At 69.9% G+C, this 17,430-nt stretch carries 16 protein-coding genes; 13 read left to right on the forward strand and 3 right to left on the reverse strand.

Annotated features, from left to right (window positions below; translation table 11 throughout):
* The first annotated feature begins 44 nt into the window (after positions 1-44).
* The 7 genes from ptsN (at position 45) to IEW34_RS01110 (ending at position 7,006) form a co-directional block, all read left to right on the forward strand.
* Positions 45-512: a PTS IIA-like nitrogen regulatory protein PtsN gene (gene ptsN, locus IEW34_RS01080; protein WP_188607284.1), complete on the forward strand. Its 468-nt coding sequence runs from the start codon at positions 45-47 to the stop codon at positions 510-512.
* Positions 513-786: 274 nt separating this feature from the next.
* On the forward strand, positions 787-2,403 hold the full coding sequence (locus IEW34_RS01085) for a fumarate hydratase (RefSeq protein ID WP_188607285.1): 1,617 nt from the start codon (positions 787-789) through the stop codon (positions 2,401-2,403).
* Entirely contained in the window at positions 2,400-2,735 is a 336-nt protein-coding gene (locus IEW34_RS01090; protein WP_188607286.1) for a hypothetical protein, read from the forward strand. Before IEW34_RS01085 ends, IEW34_RS01090 begins: the two co-directional genes overlap by 4 nt.
* A gap of 241 nt (positions 2,736-2,976) precedes the next feature.
* Positions 2,977-4,365 (forward strand): 3-phosphoshikimate 1-carboxyvinyltransferase, encoded by a 1,389-nt coding sequence (gene aroA / locus IEW34_RS01095; protein WP_188607287.1) that lies wholly within the window; start codon positions 2,977-2,979, stop codon positions 4,363-4,365.
* Positions 4,365-5,009 (forward strand): (d)CMP kinase, encoded by a 645-nt coding sequence (locus tag IEW34_RS01100; protein WP_188607288.1) that lies wholly within the window; start codon positions 4,365-4,367, stop codon positions 5,007-5,009. The genes aroA and IEW34_RS01100 overlap by 1 nt, the downstream gene beginning before the upstream one ends.
* 207 nt (positions 5,010-5,216) lie before the next feature.
* On the forward strand, positions 5,217-6,077 hold the full coding sequence (locus IEW34_RS01105; protein WP_188607289.1) for a DUF1194 domain-containing protein: 861 nt from the start codon (positions 5,217-5,219) through the stop codon (positions 6,075-6,077).
* Between the two features lie 302 nt (positions 6,078-6,379).
* On the forward strand, positions 6,380-7,006 hold the full coding sequence (locus IEW34_RS01110; RefSeq protein ID WP_188607290.1) for a DUF2939 domain-containing protein: 627 nt from the start codon (positions 6,380-6,382) through the stop codon (positions 7,004-7,006).
* A gap of 127 nt (positions 7,007-7,133) precedes the next feature.
* On the opposite strand, the gene hrpB is transcribed toward IEW34_RS01110, so the two are convergent.
* Positions 7,134-9,626, reverse strand: a complete 2,493-nt coding sequence (hrpB, locus tag IEW34_RS01115) for an ATP-dependent helicase HrpB (RefSeq protein WP_188607291.1) — start codon at positions 9,624-9,626, stop codon at positions 7,134-7,136.
* A gap of 143 nt (positions 9,627-9,769) precedes the next feature.
* On the opposite strand from hrpB, the gene IEW34_RS01120 reads away from it, so the two are divergent.
* From IEW34_RS01120 to IEW34_RS01145, 6 genes are all read left to right on the forward strand, one after another.
* Positions 9,770-10,051: a con-10 family general stress protein gene (locus IEW34_RS01120; RefSeq protein ID WP_188607292.1), complete on the forward strand. Its 282-nt coding sequence runs from the start codon at positions 9,770-9,772 to the stop codon at positions 10,049-10,051.
* 478 nt (positions 10,052-10,529) lie between these two features.
* Complete coding sequence (locus tag IEW34_RS01125; protein WP_188607293.1) at positions 10,530-11,306, forward strand: enoyl-CoA hydratase; 777 nt, start codon at positions 10,530-10,532, stop codon at positions 11,304-11,306.
* Positions 11,307-11,752: 446 nt separating this feature from the next.
* Positions 11,753-12,997 carry a multidrug effflux MFS transporter gene (locus tag IEW34_RS01130; protein WP_244641672.1) on the forward strand — a complete coding sequence of 415 codons (1,245 nt, stop codon included), beginning with the start codon at positions 11,753-11,755 and terminating at the stop codon, positions 12,995-12,997.
* 184 nt (positions 12,998-13,181) lie between these two features.
* The gene (locus tag IEW34_RS01135; protein WP_210324420.1) at positions 13,182-13,634 is read left to right on the forward strand and encodes a PaaI family thioesterase; all 453 of its coding nucleotides are present in this window, start codon (positions 13,182-13,184) and stop codon (positions 13,632-13,634) included.
* Positions 13,635-13,710: 76 nt separating this feature from the next.
* Positions 13,711-14,637: an ABC transporter ATP-binding protein gene (locus IEW34_RS01140; protein WP_188607295.1), complete on the forward strand. Its 927-nt coding sequence runs from the start codon at positions 13,711-13,713 to the stop codon at positions 14,635-14,637.
* Positions 14,634-15,395 carry an ABC transporter permease gene (locus IEW34_RS01145; protein ID WP_188607296.1) on the forward strand — a complete coding sequence of 254 codons (762 nt, stop codon included), beginning with the start codon at positions 14,634-14,636 and terminating at the stop codon, positions 15,393-15,395. The genes IEW34_RS01140 and IEW34_RS01145 overlap by 4 nt, the downstream gene beginning before the upstream one ends.
* On the opposite strand, the gene IEW34_RS01150 is transcribed toward IEW34_RS01145, so the two are convergent.
* Both IEW34_RS01150 and IEW34_RS01155 read right to left on the reverse strand, forming a co-directional pair.
* Positions 15,367-16,053: a GntR family transcriptional regulator gene (locus tag IEW34_RS01150; RefSeq protein WP_210324421.1), complete on the reverse strand. Its 687-nt coding sequence runs from the start codon at positions 16,051-16,053 to the stop codon at positions 15,367-15,369. The genes IEW34_RS01145 and IEW34_RS01150 overlap by 29 nt on opposite strands.
* A gap of 11 nt (positions 16,054-16,064) precedes the next feature.
* Positions 16,065-17,378: an acyl-CoA dehydrogenase family protein gene (locus tag IEW34_RS01155; RefSeq protein ID WP_188607297.1), complete on the reverse strand. Its 1,314-nt coding sequence runs from the start codon at positions 17,376-17,378 to the stop codon at positions 16,065-16,067.
* Between the last annotated feature and the right edge of the window lie 52 nt (positions 17,379-17,430).

A 17,430-nucleotide genomic window follows, 5' to 3' on the forward strand; every position in this document is an offset into this window, starting at 1 on the left:
TCGGGCAGCTGCAACTGCCCGACCGTTGCTGCGCGCGAGACAACATGTCCCTTACGGATCTTCTGACGCCCGAGGCGGTCATCCCGGCTCTCCGTGTCAATGGCAAGAAGCAGGCGCTCCAGGAACTGGCGGCGCAAGCGGCGAAGCTGACCGGGCTTGACGAGCGGGAGATCTTCGAGACGTTGCTGCAGCGCGAACGGCTCGGGTCCACCGGCATCGGGGATGGCATCGCCATCCCGCACGGCAAGCCCGAGAAGCTCGACCGTCTGGTCGGCCTGTTCGCACGGCTGGAGCGGCCGATCGATTTCGAAGCGCTCGACGGGCAGCCGGTGGACATCATTTTCCTGCTGCTGGCACCCGAGACGGCCGGCGCCGACCATCTGAAGGCCCTCGCACGGGTGGCGCGAGTGCTCAGGGAGACGTCGATGCTGGAGAAGATCCGCGCGACGCGAGATCCCGCGGCGCTCTATGCGCTGCTGACCGGGCCGGCTGCCGCATCCCACGCCGCCTGAAGCGCGGCGGGCGCCGCGTCCGAGCGGCCGGCGTCGTTTTCCGAGCAGCGGGCCTCCGCGAGGGCCCGGCGGCCGCGTCGCGGCGACGGCCGAGTTCGGCACATGGCCGTCCCGACCGGCGAGGGCTGGAAATCCGCTCCCATTTCTTCGAAAAGGACTAAAGAGAAGCTGCAACCTCGGGCGCCGGCAGCGGTGTCCCAGGGTGCACCCCCGACCGCATGTCCGTCAGGCACGCGTCCACGCCTGCCGCGCATGCTCAGCCCGCGGATCGCCTATGTCTGACGCTGCGTCTTCGCTGTTTCCCCTCGGTCCCGACACCACGTCCTACCGCAAACTCTCGGGCGACGGCGTCAAGCCCACGCGCTTCGGCTCCCACGAGATGCTGACCGTCGAGCCCGAGGCGATCCGGGGGCTCGCCGAGCAGGCCTTCATCGACATCAATCATCTGCTGCGGCCGAGCCACCTCAAGCAGCTGGCGTCGATTCTCGACGACCCGGAAGCGACCTCCAACGACAAGTTCGTCGCCTACGATCTGCTGAAGAACGCCAATATCGCCGCGGGCGGCATCCTGCCCATGTGCCAGGACACCGGCACGGCCATCGTCATGGGCAAGAAGGGCCGCCGGGTGTGGACGGATGGCGGGGACGAGGATGCCATCGCCGCCGGCATCCGCGACGCCTATCTGAAGCGCAACCTGCGCTATTCGCAGCTCGCCCCGCTGTCGATGTTCCAGGAGGTCAACACCGGCTCCAACCTGCCGGCGCAGATTGACATCTACGCGGAGGGCGAGGACGCCTACAAGTTCCTGTTCGTGGCGAAGGGCGGCGGATCGGCCAACAAGACCTTCCTGTTCCAGGGCACGCCATCGCTGCTCACCCATGACCGACTGGTGGCCTTCCTCAAGGAGAAGATCCTCACCCTCGGCACGGCCGCCTGCCCGCCCTACCACCTCGCCATCGTCATCGGCGGCACCAGCGCCGAGCTGAACCTGAAGACCGTCAAGCTCGCCTCCACGCGCTACCTGGACGGCTTGCCGACACAGGGCTCGGAAGCCGGCCACGCCTTCCGCGACCTGGAGATGGAGGCCGAGATCCACAAGCTCACCCAGCAGCTCGGCGTCGGCGCGCAGTTCGGCGGGAAGTATTTCTGCCACGACGTGCGCGTCATCCGGCTGCCGCGCCACGGCGCCTCCCTGCCCATCGGGCTCGGCGTGTCATGTTCGGCCGACCGGCAGGCGCTCGGCAAGATCACCGCCGACGGCGTCTATCTGGAGCAGCTCGAGACCAACCCCGCCACCTACCTGCCCGATGTGGACGCGGCGGCGCTCGGCGGCGAGGTCGTGCGCATCGACCTGAACCAGCCGATGGGTAGCATTCTCGGCACACTGAGCCGCTACCCCATCCGAACCCGTCTATCGCTCAGCGGCCCGATGATCGTGGCGCGCGACCTGGCCCACGCCAAGATCCGCGAGCGGCTGGAGCGCGGCGAAGCCATGCCCGGCTACTTCAAAGACCATCCCGTCTACTACGCCGGCCCGGCCAAGACCCCGGTCGGCTACGCCTCGGGCTCGTTCGGCCCGACGACCGCCGGCCGCATGGACGCCTACGTCGACCAGTTCCAGGCCGCCGGCGGCTCGATGGTGATGCTGGCCAAGGGTAACCGCTCATCCCAGGTGCGCGAAGCCTGCCAGAAGCATGGCGGCTTCTATCTGGGCTCCATCGGCGGCCCCGCCGCCCGCCTCGCCCAGGATTGCATCAGGAAAGTCGACGTCCTCGAATATCCCGAGCTCGGCATGGAGGCGATCTGGCGCATCGAGGTGGAGGACTTCCCGGCCTTCATCGTCGTCGACGACAAGGGCAACGACTTCTTCCGCGAGCTGAACCTCGGATGACGCGCCGCCGAGCCGCCCTCTTCACCCTCCTCGCCGTGGCTGCCGTGCCCGCACTGCCTGCACCGGCGGCGGCGGACCAAAGCTGCCCCCGCGATGCCCTCGTCATTCTCTCGGCCGTGCGAGAGGCCCGCTACCAGCTGGAGCAGGCGGCGGAGGGCTCCGTCAAGGAACGCTGCAAGGCCTGGCAGGGACAAGTCGCCGCGCTCAAGCGCGCCAGCGCCTTCTATGCCCGCTGCCAGACCGGAGCGGAACGCGACCGCAGCATCGCCAACGCCAACGCCGGCGTCCGCCAGTTCCAGGACGCCTACAACGGACAGTGCACAGGCCGCTGAGCACGGATGGGCGCCGGGCCCCGTCATGGTCGGATCTGCCGCGCGTCCGCTGCCATCGTGTGCCTCGACGCCGTCGGGACACTCTGGCCGCTTCCAGTCCGCGGCGGCCGCATGCTACAGACTGACCGGCGACAACGGCGCCGGCGACACGCCCCGCCGCGGTCAATAACACATTGACGACGATGATGTTTTGGTCGGCCTCACCGGACGGCCCTGCCGCCGGCACCGTGTGCCGCGACGGATGGGAAGCCGCCGGCGGTCGCCACGTGCAAGGGATTGGACCTCAGCCGTGAGCGCTCACGCCTCGATACCCCGTCCGGCCGCGGCCCGCCGCAGCGGCCCCCTGCGTGGCCGGGTACGGGCCCCCGGCGACAAGTCGATGTCGCATCGGGCCATGATGATCGGCCTGCTCGCCGTCGGCGAGACGCACGTCACCGGCCTGTTGGAAGGTGAGGACGTGCTGGCCACCGCCAAGGCAGCTCGTGCCCTTGGCGCTCACGTGGAGCGCGTCGGCGAGGGCGAGTGGCGGATCCGCGGCGTCGGCGTCGGCGGCCTCGCGGAGCCGGACGAGATTCTCGATTTCGGCAACGCCGGCACCGGCGCACGGCTGATGATGGGCGTCGTCGGGGGCCATCCGATCACCGCGCGCTTCGACGGCGACGCCTCGCTGCGCAAGCGGCCGATGCGGCGCATCCTCGACCCGCTGATCGAGATGGGCGCCAGCGTGGTGGAGGAGGCCGCGGGCGGCCGCTGTCCACTGACCCTCGCGGGCGCCCGCGAGACCATCCCCATCGTCTACGAGACACCGGTCGCCTCGGCCCAGATCAAATCGGCGGTATTGCTGGCCGGCCTCAACGCACCCGGCGCGACCACCGTCATCGAGCGCGAGGCCTCCCGCGATCATACCGAGCGGATGCTGCGCCATTTCGGTGCGACGATCGATGTCGAGCCGTTTGGCGCGCATGGCCGGCGGGTGACGCTGATCGGCCACCCGGAACTCGAGGGCTCCCGGGTGGTCGTGCCGGCCGACCCGTCCTCCGCTGCGTTCCCGCTCGTCGCCGCGCTCCTCGTGCCGGGCTCCGACGTGGTCGTGGAAGGCATGATGATGAACCCGCTGCGCATCGGGCTTATCGATACGCTGCTGGAGATGGGCGCCGACATCGAGTTCCTCGACAGGGGCCAGGCAGGCGGCGAGGACATCGCCACGCTGCGCGTGCGGGCGAGCCGGCTCACCGGCGTCGACGTACCGGCGGCGCGGGCGCCTTCGATGATTGACGAATATCCGATCCTGGCGGTCGCGGCTGCCTTCGCCCACGGCGAGACGCGCATGCGCGGGCTGAGCGAACTGCGGGTGAAGGAATCCGATCGCCTCGCCGCCGTGGCCGACGGTCTCGCCGCCGCGGGTGTCGTGGCGCGCATCGAAGGCGATGACCTCATCGTCGACGGCCGGGGCGCCGCGCGCGGGGGCGGCATCGCCGCGACCCATCTCGATCACCGCATCGCAATGGCGTTCCTGGTGCTCGGACTGGCGGCCGAGGCCGGCATGGGGGTGGACGATTCGGCCATGATCGCGACCAGCTTTCCCGCCTTCATGCCGTTGATGTCCTCGCTCGGGGCCGAGGTCGGCTGATGGCGCTCGTCATCGCCATCGACGGCCCGGCCGCCTCCGGCAAGGGCACCTTGGCCAAGCGGCTCGCGGCGCACTACGGACTGCCGCATCTGGATACCGGTCTGCTTTACCGGGCCGTAGCCCGTGCTGTGCTGGCGGATGGCCATGCCGTCAACGACCGCGCCGCAGCCATCGCTGCGGCCGGCCGCCTCGGCCCCATCGATGACCGGGACGAGGCATTGCGCAGCGCCGCCATGGGCGAGGCGGCCTCGGTCGTCGCCGCCGTTCCCGAGGTCAGGGCGGCCCTGCTCCAGCTGCAGAGGGAATTTGCCGGCCGGCCCAGCGGCGCCGTGCTCGACGGCCGCGACATCGGCACGGTGATCTGCCCCCGTGCCGACGTGAAGCTGTTCGTCACCGCCAGCGCAGAGGCGCGTGCCGACCGCCGCTACCGCGAGGCGCGCGGCCGGGGCGAGAGTGTGACCTACGAGAGGCTGCTCGACGAGATCCGCGCGCGCGACTCGCGCGACGCGGGCCGCGCCGTCGCCCCGCTGCTGGCCGCCGCCGATGCCCGCGTCATCGACACGTCGCAGATGGGCATTGACGAGGTCTTTCGCGTCGCCGTGACGATCGTGGACACCTTCGGGCCGGCTATGGCCCGCGCCTGAGCCGGCCGGGCGCCTCGCTGCCCGGCCGCGGCTGGCATTGACGCTTTCGTGAGAGGCCCTTCCCCGCGACGCGCCCGGGTGCGATGCTGAAGGCATGGCGCGGATGGCGCCGCCGCGCGGCAGAGCTGAGCCGAGTTGCGCCGATGGCACGGCCGCGGGAGGCGGGACACCGAAAGCGGCACGTCCGAAGAGAGGAAGGCTGCGTCCATGGCCTCATCATCTCGACGTTCGGATGGTCGGCTCGGCGGCAGCGTTCGCCTGGGGCGACGCAGCGGGCTGCGGCTCGTCCTCGGCCTCGCCACCCTCGCCATCGGCCTTGCCCTCACCGCCGTGCCGAGGACGAGCCGGGCGACGGACAGCGAGGTCGACGTGGCCCTGGTGCTCGCTGTCGACATCTCCTTCTCCATGGACGAGGACGAACAGCGCCTCCAGCGCGCCGGCTATGTCCAGGCCCTCCAATCACCGGCGTTCCTCGACGCGGTGCGCAAGGGACTCATCGGACGCATCGCCGTGACCTTCGTGGAATGGGCGGGAACCTCGTCCCAGCACGTGGTGGTGCCCTGGCAGATCATCGACGGTCCCGAGAGCGCCGACCGCTTCGTCTCCAAGCTGATCGAGACCCCACCCAAGCGCGCCTACCGCACCTCGATCTCCGGCGGCATCGACTTCGCCGCTCGCCAATTCGACAGTCTGTCAGCAAAAGCGCTGAGGCGCGTCATCGACGTCTCGGGCGACGGTCCCAACAACCAGGGACGATCAGTCACCCTGGCGCGCGACGAGGCGGTGGCGCGCGGCATCATCATCAACGGCTTGCCGCTCATGCTGAAGGAGCCGGGCTACCTGGATATCGTCGATCTCGACCGCTACTACGAGCGCTGCGTCATCGGCGGGCCCGGCGCGTTCATGATTCCGGTGCGCGAGCGCGGCCAGTTCGTGGAGGCGACGCGCAACAAGTTGCTGCAGGAGGTGTCGAACCACGGCGCGCTGATCGTGCCCGCGGCCGATGGCGGCCCCGCCGTATCGTGCCTGGTCGGCGAGCGGCAATGGGACGAGCGGATGGGAAACTGAGGCGACTGGCGAGGCGAAATGCGGGACCCGCTCCGCGCGTGAAGCCCAGAAGTACAGATCTGTGCGAGCATTTCGCAGTTGAATGCCATGCTCGGACGGCACGGGCAGGTTCAAACGCGATGGTTCGGGAGTTGCGCAGGGACGACTACGGGGTTGCGCCCGGGTGGCAGGCGACCTAGAGCATTTCCTGCGCCGGGGGGCGCCGACAGTGGTGATCGGCTCAGGTGACGCGGTCGGACGGAACATTCAGACCAGCACCAGGCAGGATCGGACAGGCCGAGCTGCCCGATCTGGAGCCTTGCGTGACGCGCGCCGGCCGGCTCCGACGGACGCTCCGCTCCCCCTGGCTGTGGTGCGGCGTCGCAGCCGTCCTGCTGGTCGCCTATCTCATCTCGCCGTTCGTTGCTGCCGCCAAGCTGGCCAAGGCGGTCAAGGCGCGGGACGTGCCGGCGGTGATGGCGCGGGTGGAGGCCGGCCCACTGCGCCGATCGCTGACCCGTCAGCTGGTGCGGGGCTACATCGTCCTCAACAAGAAGGAGGGTGAGCTCGGCGTGCTCGGTCAGCAGATGGTGATGGCCATGGCCGTCAGCCTGTTCGACCCCATCATCGAGCAGATGACGACGCCGGCGCAGATCAGCGAGTTGCTGCGCAAGGGATGGCCGCTCGCCAAGGGCGAAAGCGTGCCGAACGATGCGGGCATCGGCATCGGCGGCTTGCGCGACCTGCTCAGGCGCCTGGATCGGGCGGGTTTCATCGGGCTGACGGAGTTTCGCCTCGTCGTCGACATCGACGGCAGCCCCGAGCGGCGGCTTGGCTGGCGTCTGCGGCTCGACGGCCTGAAATGGAAGCTCTACGCAGTCGACCTGCCGCCACAGCTCATCAAGCGCATCGTCGACCGGCTACCCAAGGCCGACAAGATCAAGATCTAGAGAGCATTTCCGCATTTTCTCCGAATCGCGGAAATGCTCTATCTGTTTGAACTGTCGCGTTTTCTTTACGCGAACCGGCGTCCACTTCGCTCAAAAAAAGCGCTCTAGCCGGATCGGAGAAACGCGCTCACCCCGGCCGCCCGGCCCGCCGCGTCGGCGGTGCCGACAGCGGATCGTCGGGCCAGTGGTGCTTGGGGTAGCGGCCGCGCATGTCCGCCTTGACCTGGGTCCACGAGCCGCGCCAGAAGCCCGGCAGATCCCGCGTGATCTGGATCGGTCGTTGCGCCGGTGACAGCAGGTGCAGGACAAGCGGCGTGCGCCCGCCGGCGATCGCCGGATGGCGGTCGAGCCCGAACAGCTCCTGCACACGCACCGCGAGCACCGGGCCATCCTCGCCGCTGTAGTCGACCGGAATGCGGGAGCCCGTGGGCACTTCCACGTGGGTCGGCGCCTCCGCCTCCAGCCGGTGACGCAACGACCAGGGCACCAACGCGGCCAGAGCCTGCTCGAGATCGCCGGCGGTGACGTCCGCGAGCGCCGTCTTGCCGACGAGGAGCGGGGCGAGCCATGTCTCCGCCGAGGCCGCGAGCGCGGCATCGCCGAGATCGGGCCAGCCCTCGCCGGCCCCTTCCGCGCGGCGCAGGAACAGGATGCGGTCGCGCCACTGCGCCAACGCCTTGGTCCAGGGCAGCGCGCCGGTGCCGAGGCTGGCGACGCCGCGGGCGAGATGCGCCGCGCTGTCCCCGTCGGCGGGGACGGCGAGCGGCCGCTCGGCAAGGGCGAGGGCACCGAGCCGACGCACGGCCCGCGCCCGCAAGCTGGCGGTCGCCGCATCGAACTCCACCGTTCGCCGCTCCTCCAGCACCGCGCCGGCAGATGTCTCCACATCGGCCAGGCTGATTGGCGCGGCGAGGAGGATGCGCGCCGCCTGTGCGGCGCCCACCACGTCCGCCACCACGATCAGCGGCTCACGGGCGAGCCCCTCGGCCGCCTCGAGCACGGCGCCGCGGCCATTCGCCAGCAGGAACTCGCCCGTCTTGCCGCGCGCCTTGGCGATACGGTCGGGGAAGGCCCAGGCAAGCGCCAGCCCGGACGACGGCGGCTCGCGCGCCGCCGGCGGCGCGGCGCCCGCTGCGGCCTGACGCGCCCAGCCCGACGCCAGCCGCCGCATGTCGTCGGCGCGCCGGGAGCGGTCGCGCGCGAAACGCTCCAGCCGCTCGTCGAGGTCGACGGCGGTGCCGCCGAGCCCGCGCTCGACGATCACCGCGGCGATGCGCGCCGCGAACTCAGCCGCACCCACGTCCGCGGCGGCAATCAGCATGCGCGCCAGCCGCGGCGGCAGGGGCAACTCATGAAGCCGCCGGCCGACCGCGGTGAGGCGCCCGTCGCCGTCGAGCGCCCCGATCCGGCCGAGCAGCGCCGTCGCCTCGCGCAGCGCCGCTTGCGGCGGCGGATCGAGAAAGGCGAGGGTGCGGGGGTCGGTCACGCCCCAGGCGGCGCAGTCCAGTACGAGCGGCGCCAGGTCGGCGGCCAGGATCTCGGGCCGGGCATAGGGCTCCAGCGCCGCGGTCGCCGGCTCCTCCCACAGCCGGTAGCAGACGCCGGGCTCGGTGCGGCCGGCGCGGCCGCGGCGCTGGTCGGCGGCCGCCTTTGAGACGCGGACCGTCTCCAGCCGGGTCAGGCCGACGGCAGGCTCGTAGCGCGGCACGCGCGCCAGGCCGCTATCGATCACCACGCGCACTCCCTCGATGGTCAGCGAGGTCTCGGCGACGGCGGTGGCGAGGACGATCTTGCGTACGCCCGCCGGCGCCGGGGCCACCACCGCGTCCTGCGCCCGGGGGTCCAGCGCGCCGTAGAGCGGCGCGATATGGATGGCGGGATCGCCGATGCGCTCCCGCAGCCGCCGCTCCACTCGCCCGATCTCTCCCTGCCCCGGCAGGAAGACCAGCAGCGATCCAGCCTCCGCCCGCAGCGCCCGCAGCACCGCACCGCTCACCTGCTCGTCGACCGGGCGTTGCGGGTCGCGCCCGAGATAGCGCGTCTCGACCGGGAACGCCCGCCCCTCGCTGACCACCACGGGCGCCGGCGCATCGGGAGCGCCGAGCAGCGCCGCGACTCGCGCGCCGTCCAGCGTGGCCGACATCACCAGGATGCGCAGGTCGTCGCGCAGGCCGCGCTGCACGTCGAGGGCCAGGGCGAGGCCAAGGTCGGCATCGAGCGAGCGCTCGTGAAACTCGTCGAAGATGACGCAGCCGACGCCCGCAAGCTCCGGATCCGCCAGGATCATGCGTGCGAACACACCCTCGGTCACCACCTCGACGCGCGTGCGCGCGCTCACCTTCGAGCCCAGGCGCACGCGCAGACCGACGGTGTCGCCCACCCTCTCGCCGAGCGTCGCGGCCATGCGCTCCGCCGCGGCGCGGGCCGCGAGCCGCCGGGGCTCCAGCAGGATCAGCCGGCGGCCTTCCATCCACGGCTCACCGATCAGAACGAGCGGCAGGCGCGTGGTCTTGCCGGCGCCGGGCGGGGCGACAACGACCGCCGCCGGCCCTGCGGCCAGCGTGCGCTCGAGCTGCGGCAGCGCTTCGTCGATCGGCAGCGGCGGCACGGCGCTCCTCATCGCGCAGCGGGCCCCCTGCCCCGACAGTGCAAGCCAGCGTCTCGCCGCGCACGCCGTAACGGAACCTCAGCCGCGGTCAACGGTTATCGCTCCAGTGTCAACGAAACGTGAGCCGACCATAGCGGCGAGCGGCAGGAGTGAACATGCCCCAGCGGTCTTCGACATCGAACCGTGGCTTCGCATCCATGGATCAGGCCAAGCAACGCGAAATCGCCAGCAAGGGTGGCCAGAGCGTCCCCAACGAGAAGCGCAGCTTCTCCCGTGACCGCACGCTCGCCGCGGCCGCCGGGCGCAAGGGCGGCCAGAGCGTCAGCCCGGAATCCCGCAGCTTCTCGCAGAACCGCGAGCTTGCAGCCCAGGCGGGTCGTAAGGGAGGTCAATCGTCGCACGGCGGCAAGGTCGAGCCGCCGCGCTCGCCGAGCTGAGCTGCGGCAGCACCGTCGGCGCTCCGCCGCGGTGGGGAGCTCTTCCGGAAGGCGCGGGCTCGGGGCCGGCGCGCATATGCTCGCGCCCGCGGCCTCGTCCCATTTATGGGATCGTGGTCGGCGTCTGACGTGGGGGTGATGCTTACGTGCGTGCCTTCGGCATCGCCTGAATTGCGACGAACGATCGGCGAATCTGCTCGGCGACGCGATGCGCCTCCGCCTGTGCGGTGCGCGGCAGGAGCGTCGGACCCCTGCGAGCTGAGCCGCCCCGCATGCAAGTGACGGCCAGGATCGTCGCCACGTCCATCATCCACCGATTTTCCATGCAGAAGCTGATGACCGAGCTCCAACGGGCCAGCGGGACTTCACGCTCGCTTCGCGCGGATGGCTGGCTTAAGACGCGTCGGAAACGCCGCCCCGCTCGGGGCGGTGCGCGCCAGGACCAGCCCCAGCAAGACCAGCCCAGGAGGACGCCGCCATGCCGGATCTCGTGATCGAACGCTCGGATGCCATCGCCACCATCACGCTCAATCGACCCGACGCGATGAACGCGCTGTCGAAGGCGCTCCGCCGCGATCTGGCCGACGCGATCAATGGCATTAATGCGGATGACGCGATCCGCGTCGTCATCCTCACCGGCGCCGGCCATCGCGCCTTCACCGCCGGCCTCGACCTCAAGGAGCTCGGTCACGACCAGGATGCGCTCGGCGCGGCCAACGCCGAGACCGCCGATCGCAATCCGGTGAAGGCGATCGAGATGTGCACCAAGCCGGTGATCGGCGCCATCAACGGCGTCGCCATCACCGGCGGTTTCGAGCTGGCCCTGGCCTGCGACGTCCTCATCGCCTCGGTCGACGCGCGTTTCGCCGACACCCACGGCCGCGTCGGCATCATGCCCGGCTGGGGCCTGTCGCAGAAGCTGTCGCGCCTGGTCGGGCTCTACCGTGCCAAGGAGCTGTCGCTCACCGGCAATTTCATCGATGCGCAGACGGCGCAGGCCTGGGGTCTCGTCAACCGGGTGGTGGCGCGCGATGAACTGATGCCGCAGGCGCGCCAGCTCGCCGCCGAGATGGCGCAGCTCGAGCCGGTCATGCTCGTCGGGTTGAAGCGGCTGATCGACGACGGCTTCGGCCTGCCGCTGGACGCCGCCCTCGCCCTCGAGCAGGAGCGCTCGATCCAGCACAACCGGGCTGTCACCCCCGCCGCTGTGGAGGCTCGCCGCGCCGCCGTGCAGGCCCGCGGCCGCACGCAGTGACGCCAAGGGGCGACGGGCTCATCCCATCGCCCCTGGCCAAGCCCGCGACGAGCGGGTTCGGCGGCCGGGACGCCACGCCGCGGCGCCGGCAGGATCTCGCGGCACTGCACGGATGATGGATCGCGATCCGGACGGCCAGGCACAGCTTTGCCGGCCGCCTGACTGATGCAATAGCGCCACGCTGAGCCACGGCAATGCCGTCCAGCGCCTGGCGCAGGCGTCCTGCCATTGCATCACGGCGCCAGGGCCGCCATCTGCCCATGGCGTCCGCATCGGACCAATCCGACCTTTCAAAGACACATTCGGCCGGCAAACGCGCCGCGGCACGCGCTGTCACGGTTTCGGCCGGGCGCGTGGCGGGGCGGCCACCGCGGCGTGTCCGCCGCTCGCACGGCGCGCGCACGTCCTCCCCGCAGGCCGGCCCTCGCCCGGCCAGGAGCACAGGCATGAAGATGATCGTCCGGGGCATACCCCACCCCGGCATGAGCTTCCGCGAGTTCGTCGCGCTGACGGCCGCGCTGATGGCGCTCAACGCCCTCGCCATCGATTCGATGTTACCGGCGCTTCCGGTGATCGGCCGGGATCTGGGCCTCACCGCCGCCAATCAGCAGCAGTGGGTGGTGACGTCGTACCTGCTCGGCTTCGGCGGTGCGCAGATCTTCTATGGGACGCTGTCGGACCGCTTCGGCCGCAAGCCAGTGCTGCTGGCCGGCACGGCCATGTACATCGTCTTCAGCGTCCTCGCCGGGTTCGCCAGCTCCTTCGAGACCATGCTCGCCGCGCGCGTCCTACAGGGTGTCGGCGCCGCCGCCACGCGCGTGATATCGGTCTCGATCGTGCGCGACTGCTACTCCGGGCGGCAGATGGCCCGTGTGATGTCGCTCGCCTTCATCGTCTTCCTCGCCGTTCCCATCCTGGCGCCCTCGGTCGGCCAGCTCATCATCCTGTTCGCGCCCTGGCACCTGATCTTCGGCGTGCTTGCCGCCTTCGGCGCCGCCGTGTTCGCCTGGGTGGCGCTGCGCCTGCCCGAGACGCTGCACGGCGAGGACGTCATGCCCATTTCGGCCTCGCGGGTGCTGCGCGCCTTCCGGGCCACGCTGAGCGACCGGCTGGCGGTGGGATATATGTTCGCCACGGCGTTCGTGATCGGCGGGCTCTTCGGCTACATCAACTCGGCCCAGCAGATCTTCGTGGATGTGCTGCACGCCCCCAATCTGTTCACCATCGTATTCGCCCTGACGGCCGGCTTCATGGCACTATCGTCGCTGCTCAACTCGCGCCTCGTGGAGCGGGTCGGCATGCGCGTGATGTCGCATTCCGCGCTCATCGGCTATATCGCGTTGTCGGCCCTGCACCTCATCGTCGTGCTCGCCGGCTTCGAATCGCTCTGGGTGTTCGCGGCGCTGCAGGGCGGCGTCATGTTCTGCTTCGGCCTGCTTGCCGGCAACTTCGGCGCCATGGCGATGCAGCCGCTGGGCCACGTGGCCGGCACCGCCGCGTCGGTACAGGGCTTCTTCACCACCGTGGGCGGCGCCCTCGTCGGCCTCTACATCGGCCAGCACTTCAACGGCACCACGGTGCCGATGACGATCGGCTTCACCATGTGCGGCCTGATGGCGCTCGCCTGCGTGCTCTTCGCGGAGCGCGGGCGGTTGTTCCGGCCGCACAACCCGCCCGCCGCGCAACACTGATCTGCGCTGGTGCATGTCGCCGCGCGCAACTCCCTTGAATCCGGTGGCACCGCTCCGGGATGGAGTGGCTCCGCCCGGACGCGCGGCGCCCGCGGCGCAACGAGGCATTGCGAAAGGCCGCCGACGCGGCCTATGTCAGCGCCTTGATCGAGGATGCCGACGACTGGCCGCGACGGGGGGATGGGTGACAGAGCAGCAGATCCTGGACGCGTTCCGCGCGCACCCCAATCCGTGCCTCGTCACCCTGGGCGGCAAGGTGGTCAGCTTCGATCCCGAGACCGACGTCTGCGTCATGCAGTGGCAAGCGACGCAGGCGCACTGCCACTCGACGCACGGGCATCCCAAGGGCGGCATCGTGCAGGGCGGCTTCGTCACCGGCTGGATCGACGCCGCCATGGCCCATGCCTGCATGGCCAAGTCCCGCTTCACCATGGCCGTGCCGAGCCTCGAGATCAAAGTGAGCTTCCTGCTGGCCGCTCACCCGGGCCGCTACCATGCCAAGGGCTGGGTCACGCGCTGGGGCCGCACCGTCGCATTCCTGGAGGGCGAGCTCACCGACGAGGCGGGCCAGCTCATCGCCCGCGCCAGCTCCACGGTGGCTTTGCGGCCAGCCCCGGCCCGCGCCCCCGCTGCCTGAAGCCATTCGGCCACAGTGGCGCGGCCGCAGCCTGGCCGGCCGGGCAATCCGCGGACCAGGGGCCTATATGCGCGCCATGCAACCAATCATCTCCATTGCCGGCATCTCGAAGACCTACAAGTCCGGCAAGACGGCCCTCAAGGCGATTGATCTCGATATTCGCAAGAGCGAGATTTTCGCCCTCCTCGGGCCCAACGGCGCCGGCAAGACGACGCTGATCTCGATCATCTGCGGCCTGGTCAACCCCTCGAGCGGCACCGTGCGCGCCGACGGCCACGACATCGTCCGCGACTACCGGGCCGCCCGCGCCAAGATCGGCCTGGTGCCGCAGGAACTCACCACCGACGCCTTCGAGACCGTGTGGTCGACGACGAGCTTCAGCCGCGGCCTGTTCGGCAGGCCGCCCGACGCGGCCCACATCGAGAAGCTGCTGCGGGCGCTGTCGCTGTGGGACAAGAAGGACAGCCAGATCGTCACGCTGTCCGGTGGCATGAAGCGGCGGGTGATGATCGCCAAGGCGCTCTCGCACGAGCCGCAGATCCTGTTCCTGGACGAACCGACCGCCGGTGTGGACGTCGAGCTGCGGCGGGACATGTGGGGCCTGGTGCGCGACCTGCGGGCCCAGGGCGTCACCATCATCCTCACCACCCACTACATCGAGGAAGCCGAGGAGATGGCCGACCGCATCGGCGTCATCAACAACGGCGAACTGATCGTGGTCGAGGAGAAGCGCGAACTGATGCGCAAGCTCGGCAAGAAGCAGCTGACCCTGCACCTGCAAAACCCGCTCCGCGAGGTCCCGGCCTTGCTGGCGGGCCACGGCCTGGCGCTCTCGGCCGACGGCCAGGAGCTCGTCTACACCTACGACGGCAACCGGAGCGACACGGGCATCCCGGCGCTGCTGGCGGACGTGAACCGCTCGGGTCTCGCCTTCAATGATCTCAGGACGGCGCAGAGCTCACTGGAGGACATCTTCGTCGACCTGGTGAGGAACGGACGATGAACTTCCATGCCATCCGCTCCATCTACATCTTCGAGATGGCTCGGACCTGGCGCACGCTGCTGCAGAGCGTGGTGTCGCCGGTGATCTCGACGGCGCTCTATTTCGTCGTGTTCGGCGCGGCCATCGGCTCGCACATGGCCGCCATCGACGGCATCAGCTATGGCGCCTTCATCGTCCCGGGCCTCACCATGCTGTCGCTGCTCACCCAGAGCATCGCCAACGCCTCGTTCGCCATCTACTTCCCGCGCTTCGTCGGCACCATCTACGAGGTGCTGTCGGCGCCGGTCTCGGTCTGGGAGATCGTCATGGGCTACGTGGGAGCGGCCGCCACGAAATCGGTGATCCTCGGCCTGATCATCCTGGCGACGGCCGCCTTCTTCGTGCCGCTGCGGATCGACCATCCGGTGTGGATGCTGACCTTCCTCGTCCTGACGGCGGTGACCTTCAGCCTGTTCGGCTTCCTCATCGGCATCTGGGCCGACAACTTCGAGAAGCTGCAGGTGATCCCGCTGCTGGTGGTGACGCCGCTGACCTTCCTCGGCGGCAGCTTCTATTCTATCGACATGCTGCCGCCGTTCTGGCGCACGGTGACGCTGTTCAACCCCGTCGTCTATCTCGTCAGCGGCTTTCGCTGGAGCTTTTACGGCGTCTCGGACGTGGGCATCGAGATCAGCCTGGCCATGACGCTGGTGTTCCTGGCCTGCTGCCTCACCCTGGTCTACTGGATTTTCAGGACGGGCTACCGGCTGAAGAGCTGATCGGGGCGGCCGCCGCCGAGGCGGCTTCGCGCTCCGCCATATACCGGGTGAGGCGGGCGATATGGGCGCGCCCGCGCCGCTCCGCCTCCTCCGGGTCGCCGGCCAGCACGGCGGCCGCGATGGCGCGGTAGTCCTCGTGGCGGCGGGCGTCGACCGCGGCGAGATCCCGCCGGAACTGCACCCGCAGCAGGTGCACCTGCACGGCGGGCATCACCCGCGCCAGTTCGGCATTGGCCCCGATGGCGATCAGCGTGCCGTAGAAGCTGTCGCGCGCGCGGGCGTAGTCGGCCGAGCCGTCGCGGGCGTCGAAGGCCTCCAGGGCGGCTAGCGCCTGGGCCAGGCGCTGGCGCGCCCCCGCATCGACGTGGGCCGCCGCCTGCCGGGCCGCCAGCCCGACGAGGACCTCGAGGAGGTTCAGCAGATCGACGGCCTCGCGCGCGGTCAGCCTGCGGATCGAGGCGCTGCGGCCCATGGCGAGGGTGACGATGCCCTCGGCCGCGAGCCGGCTCAGCGCCTCGCGCACGGGGCCGCGACTGACCCCGTACTCGGCCGTCAGATCGGCCTCGATCAGCCGCTGGCCGGGAGCGTAGCGGCCCTCGTAGAGGCCGCGCACGATGGCCCCGACGATGCTGTCACGCGAGCGCTGCGGCATCGGCATCAGGCGTTCGTTCAGGCCACCCACCCGGCCGGCTTCGGCCACAGCCCCTCGCGGCCGACGAGTTCGGCCTCCTCGCGGGTGAGGCCGTTGGCGTAACCGCCCGTGGTCGCCGGGTCGATGTTGCGGTGGCGCTTGAGCTCAAGGCGGCCGATCTGGTTGCGGTGCACCTCGTCGGGCCCGTCGGCGAGCCTCAGCGCACGGGCCATGGCATAGGCCGACGACAGGAAGTGGTCGTTGTTGGTGCCCCCGCCGCCAAACATCTGGATCGCCCAGTCGACCACCTGGCAGGCCATGATCGGCGCCGCCACCTTGATCATGGCGATTTCCTGCTTGGCCTCCTTGTTGCCGACCTCGTCCATCATGCGCGCCGCGTTGAGGGTCAGCAGCCGGCACTGCTCGATCATGATCCGCGCATCGGCGATGCGCTCGAGCGTGACGGTCTGCTCCGACACGGGCTTACCGAAGGCGACGCGCGCGTCGGCGCGGCGACACATGCGTTCCAGTACGCGCTCGGCCATGCCGATCAGCCGCATGCAGTGGTGGATGCGCCCCGGGCCGAGGCGCCCCTGGGCGATCTCGAAGCCGCGGCCTTCGCCGAGCAGCATGTTGGCGGCCGGCACGCGCACGTTGTCGAGCCACACCTCGGAGGCACGGTCGGGCACGCCGTAGAAGCCGAACACCGGCAGCGGACGGATCACCTTGACGCCGGGCGTATCCTTTGGAACCAGGATCATCGACTGCTGGCGATAGGGGCTCGTCCCGTCCTCGAAGTTGCTGCGGCCCATGACGATCAGGATCTTGCAGCGCGGATCGGTGGCGCCCGTGGTGTACCATTTGCGGCCGTTGATGACGTAGTCGTCGCCGTCACGGCGCATCTCGCAGCCGATATTGGTCGCGTCCGAGGAAGCGACGTCCGGCTCGGTCATCGCGAAGGACGAGCGGATCTCACCCGCCAGCAGGGGCTCGAGCCAGCGCCGCTGGTGCTCGGGCGTGCCGTAGCGGACCAGCACCTCCATATTGCCGGTGTCGGGCGCCGCGCAGTTGAACACCTCCGGCGCCATGAGCGAGCGGCCCATGATCTCGCACAGCCCGGCATACTGGAGGTTGGAGAGGCCGGCGCCGCGCTCGTCGTCCGGCAGGAACAGGTTCCACAGCCCTTCCGCCTTGGCCTTGGCCTTCAGCTCCTCGATCACCGGAATGGCCGCCCACGGACCGAGGCGCTCGCCTTCCAGATAGAAGCGTCGCTCGTTCGGATAGATCTCGCGCGCCATGAATCCCTTGAGCTGCTCGCGCAGCTCGGCGAGCTGGGTCGGTGTCGCGGCCATCGGCCTCTCCTTAATGTCGTCCTCTTTGATAAGCCGATCTTGTATTACAATT

The organism is Chelatococcus reniformis (genome assembly GCF_014640075.1).
GTDB classification, from domain to species: Bacteria; Pseudomonadota; Alphaproteobacteria; order Rhizobiales; family Beijerinckiaceae; genus Camelimonas; species Camelimonas reniformis.

What these genes read in the sequence shown, in the direction of transcription:
- ptsN (WP_188607284.1), top strand. Translation starts at nt 45, where the DNA reads ATGTCCCTTACGGATCTTCTGACGCCCGAGGCGGTCATCCCGGCTCTC.
- IEW34_RS01085 (WP_188607285.1), top strand. Translation starts at nt 787, where the DNA reads ATGTCTGACGCTGCGTCTTCGCTGTTTCCCCTCGGTCCCGACACCACG.
- IEW34_RS01090 (WP_188607286.1), top strand. Translation starts at nt 2,400, where the DNA reads ATGACGCGCCGCCGAGCCGCCCTCTTCACCCTCCTCGCCGTGGCTGCC.
- aroA (WP_188607287.1), top strand. Translation starts at nt 2,977, where the DNA reads ATGGGAAGCCGCCGGCGGTCGCCACGTGCAAGGGATTGGACCTCAGCC.
- IEW34_RS01100 (WP_188607288.1), top strand. Translation starts at nt 4,365, where the DNA reads ATGGCGCTCGTCATCGCCATCGACGGCCCGGCCGCCTCCGGCAAGGGC.
- IEW34_RS01105 (WP_188607289.1), top strand. Translation starts at nt 5,217, where the DNA reads ATGGCCTCATCATCTCGACGTTCGGATGGTCGGCTCGGCGGCAGCGTT.
- hrpB (WP_188607291.1), bottom strand. Translation starts at nt 9,626, where the DNA reads ATGAGGAGCGCCGTGCCGCCGCTGCCGATCGACGAAGCGCTGCCGCAG.
- IEW34_RS01120 (WP_188607292.1), top strand. Translation starts at nt 9,770, where the DNA reads ATGCCCCAGCGGTCTTCGACATCGAACCGTGGCTTCGCATCCATGGAT.
- IEW34_RS01125 (WP_188607293.1), top strand. Translation starts at nt 10,530, where the DNA reads ATGCCGGATCTCGTGATCGAACGCTCGGATGCCATCGCCACCATCACG.
- IEW34_RS01130 (WP_244641672.1), top strand. Translation starts at nt 11,753, where the DNA reads ATGAAGATGATCGTCCGGGGCATACCCCACCCCGGCATGAGCTTCCGC.
- IEW34_RS01140 (WP_188607295.1), top strand. Translation starts at nt 13,711, where the DNA reads ATGCAACCAATCATCTCCATTGCCGGCATCTCGAAGACCTACAAGTCC.
- IEW34_RS01145 (WP_188607296.1), top strand. Translation starts at nt 14,634, where the DNA reads ATGAACTTCCATGCCATCCGCTCCATCTACATCTTCGAGATGGCTCGG.
- IEW34_RS01150 (WP_210324421.1), bottom strand. Translation starts at nt 16,053, where the DNA reads ATGCCGATGCCGCAGCGCTCGCGTGACAGCATCGTCGGGGCCATCGTG.
- IEW34_RS01155 (WP_188607297.1), bottom strand. Translation starts at nt 17,378, where the DNA reads ATGGCCGCGACACCGACCCAGCTCGCCGAGCTGCGCGAGCAGCTCAAG.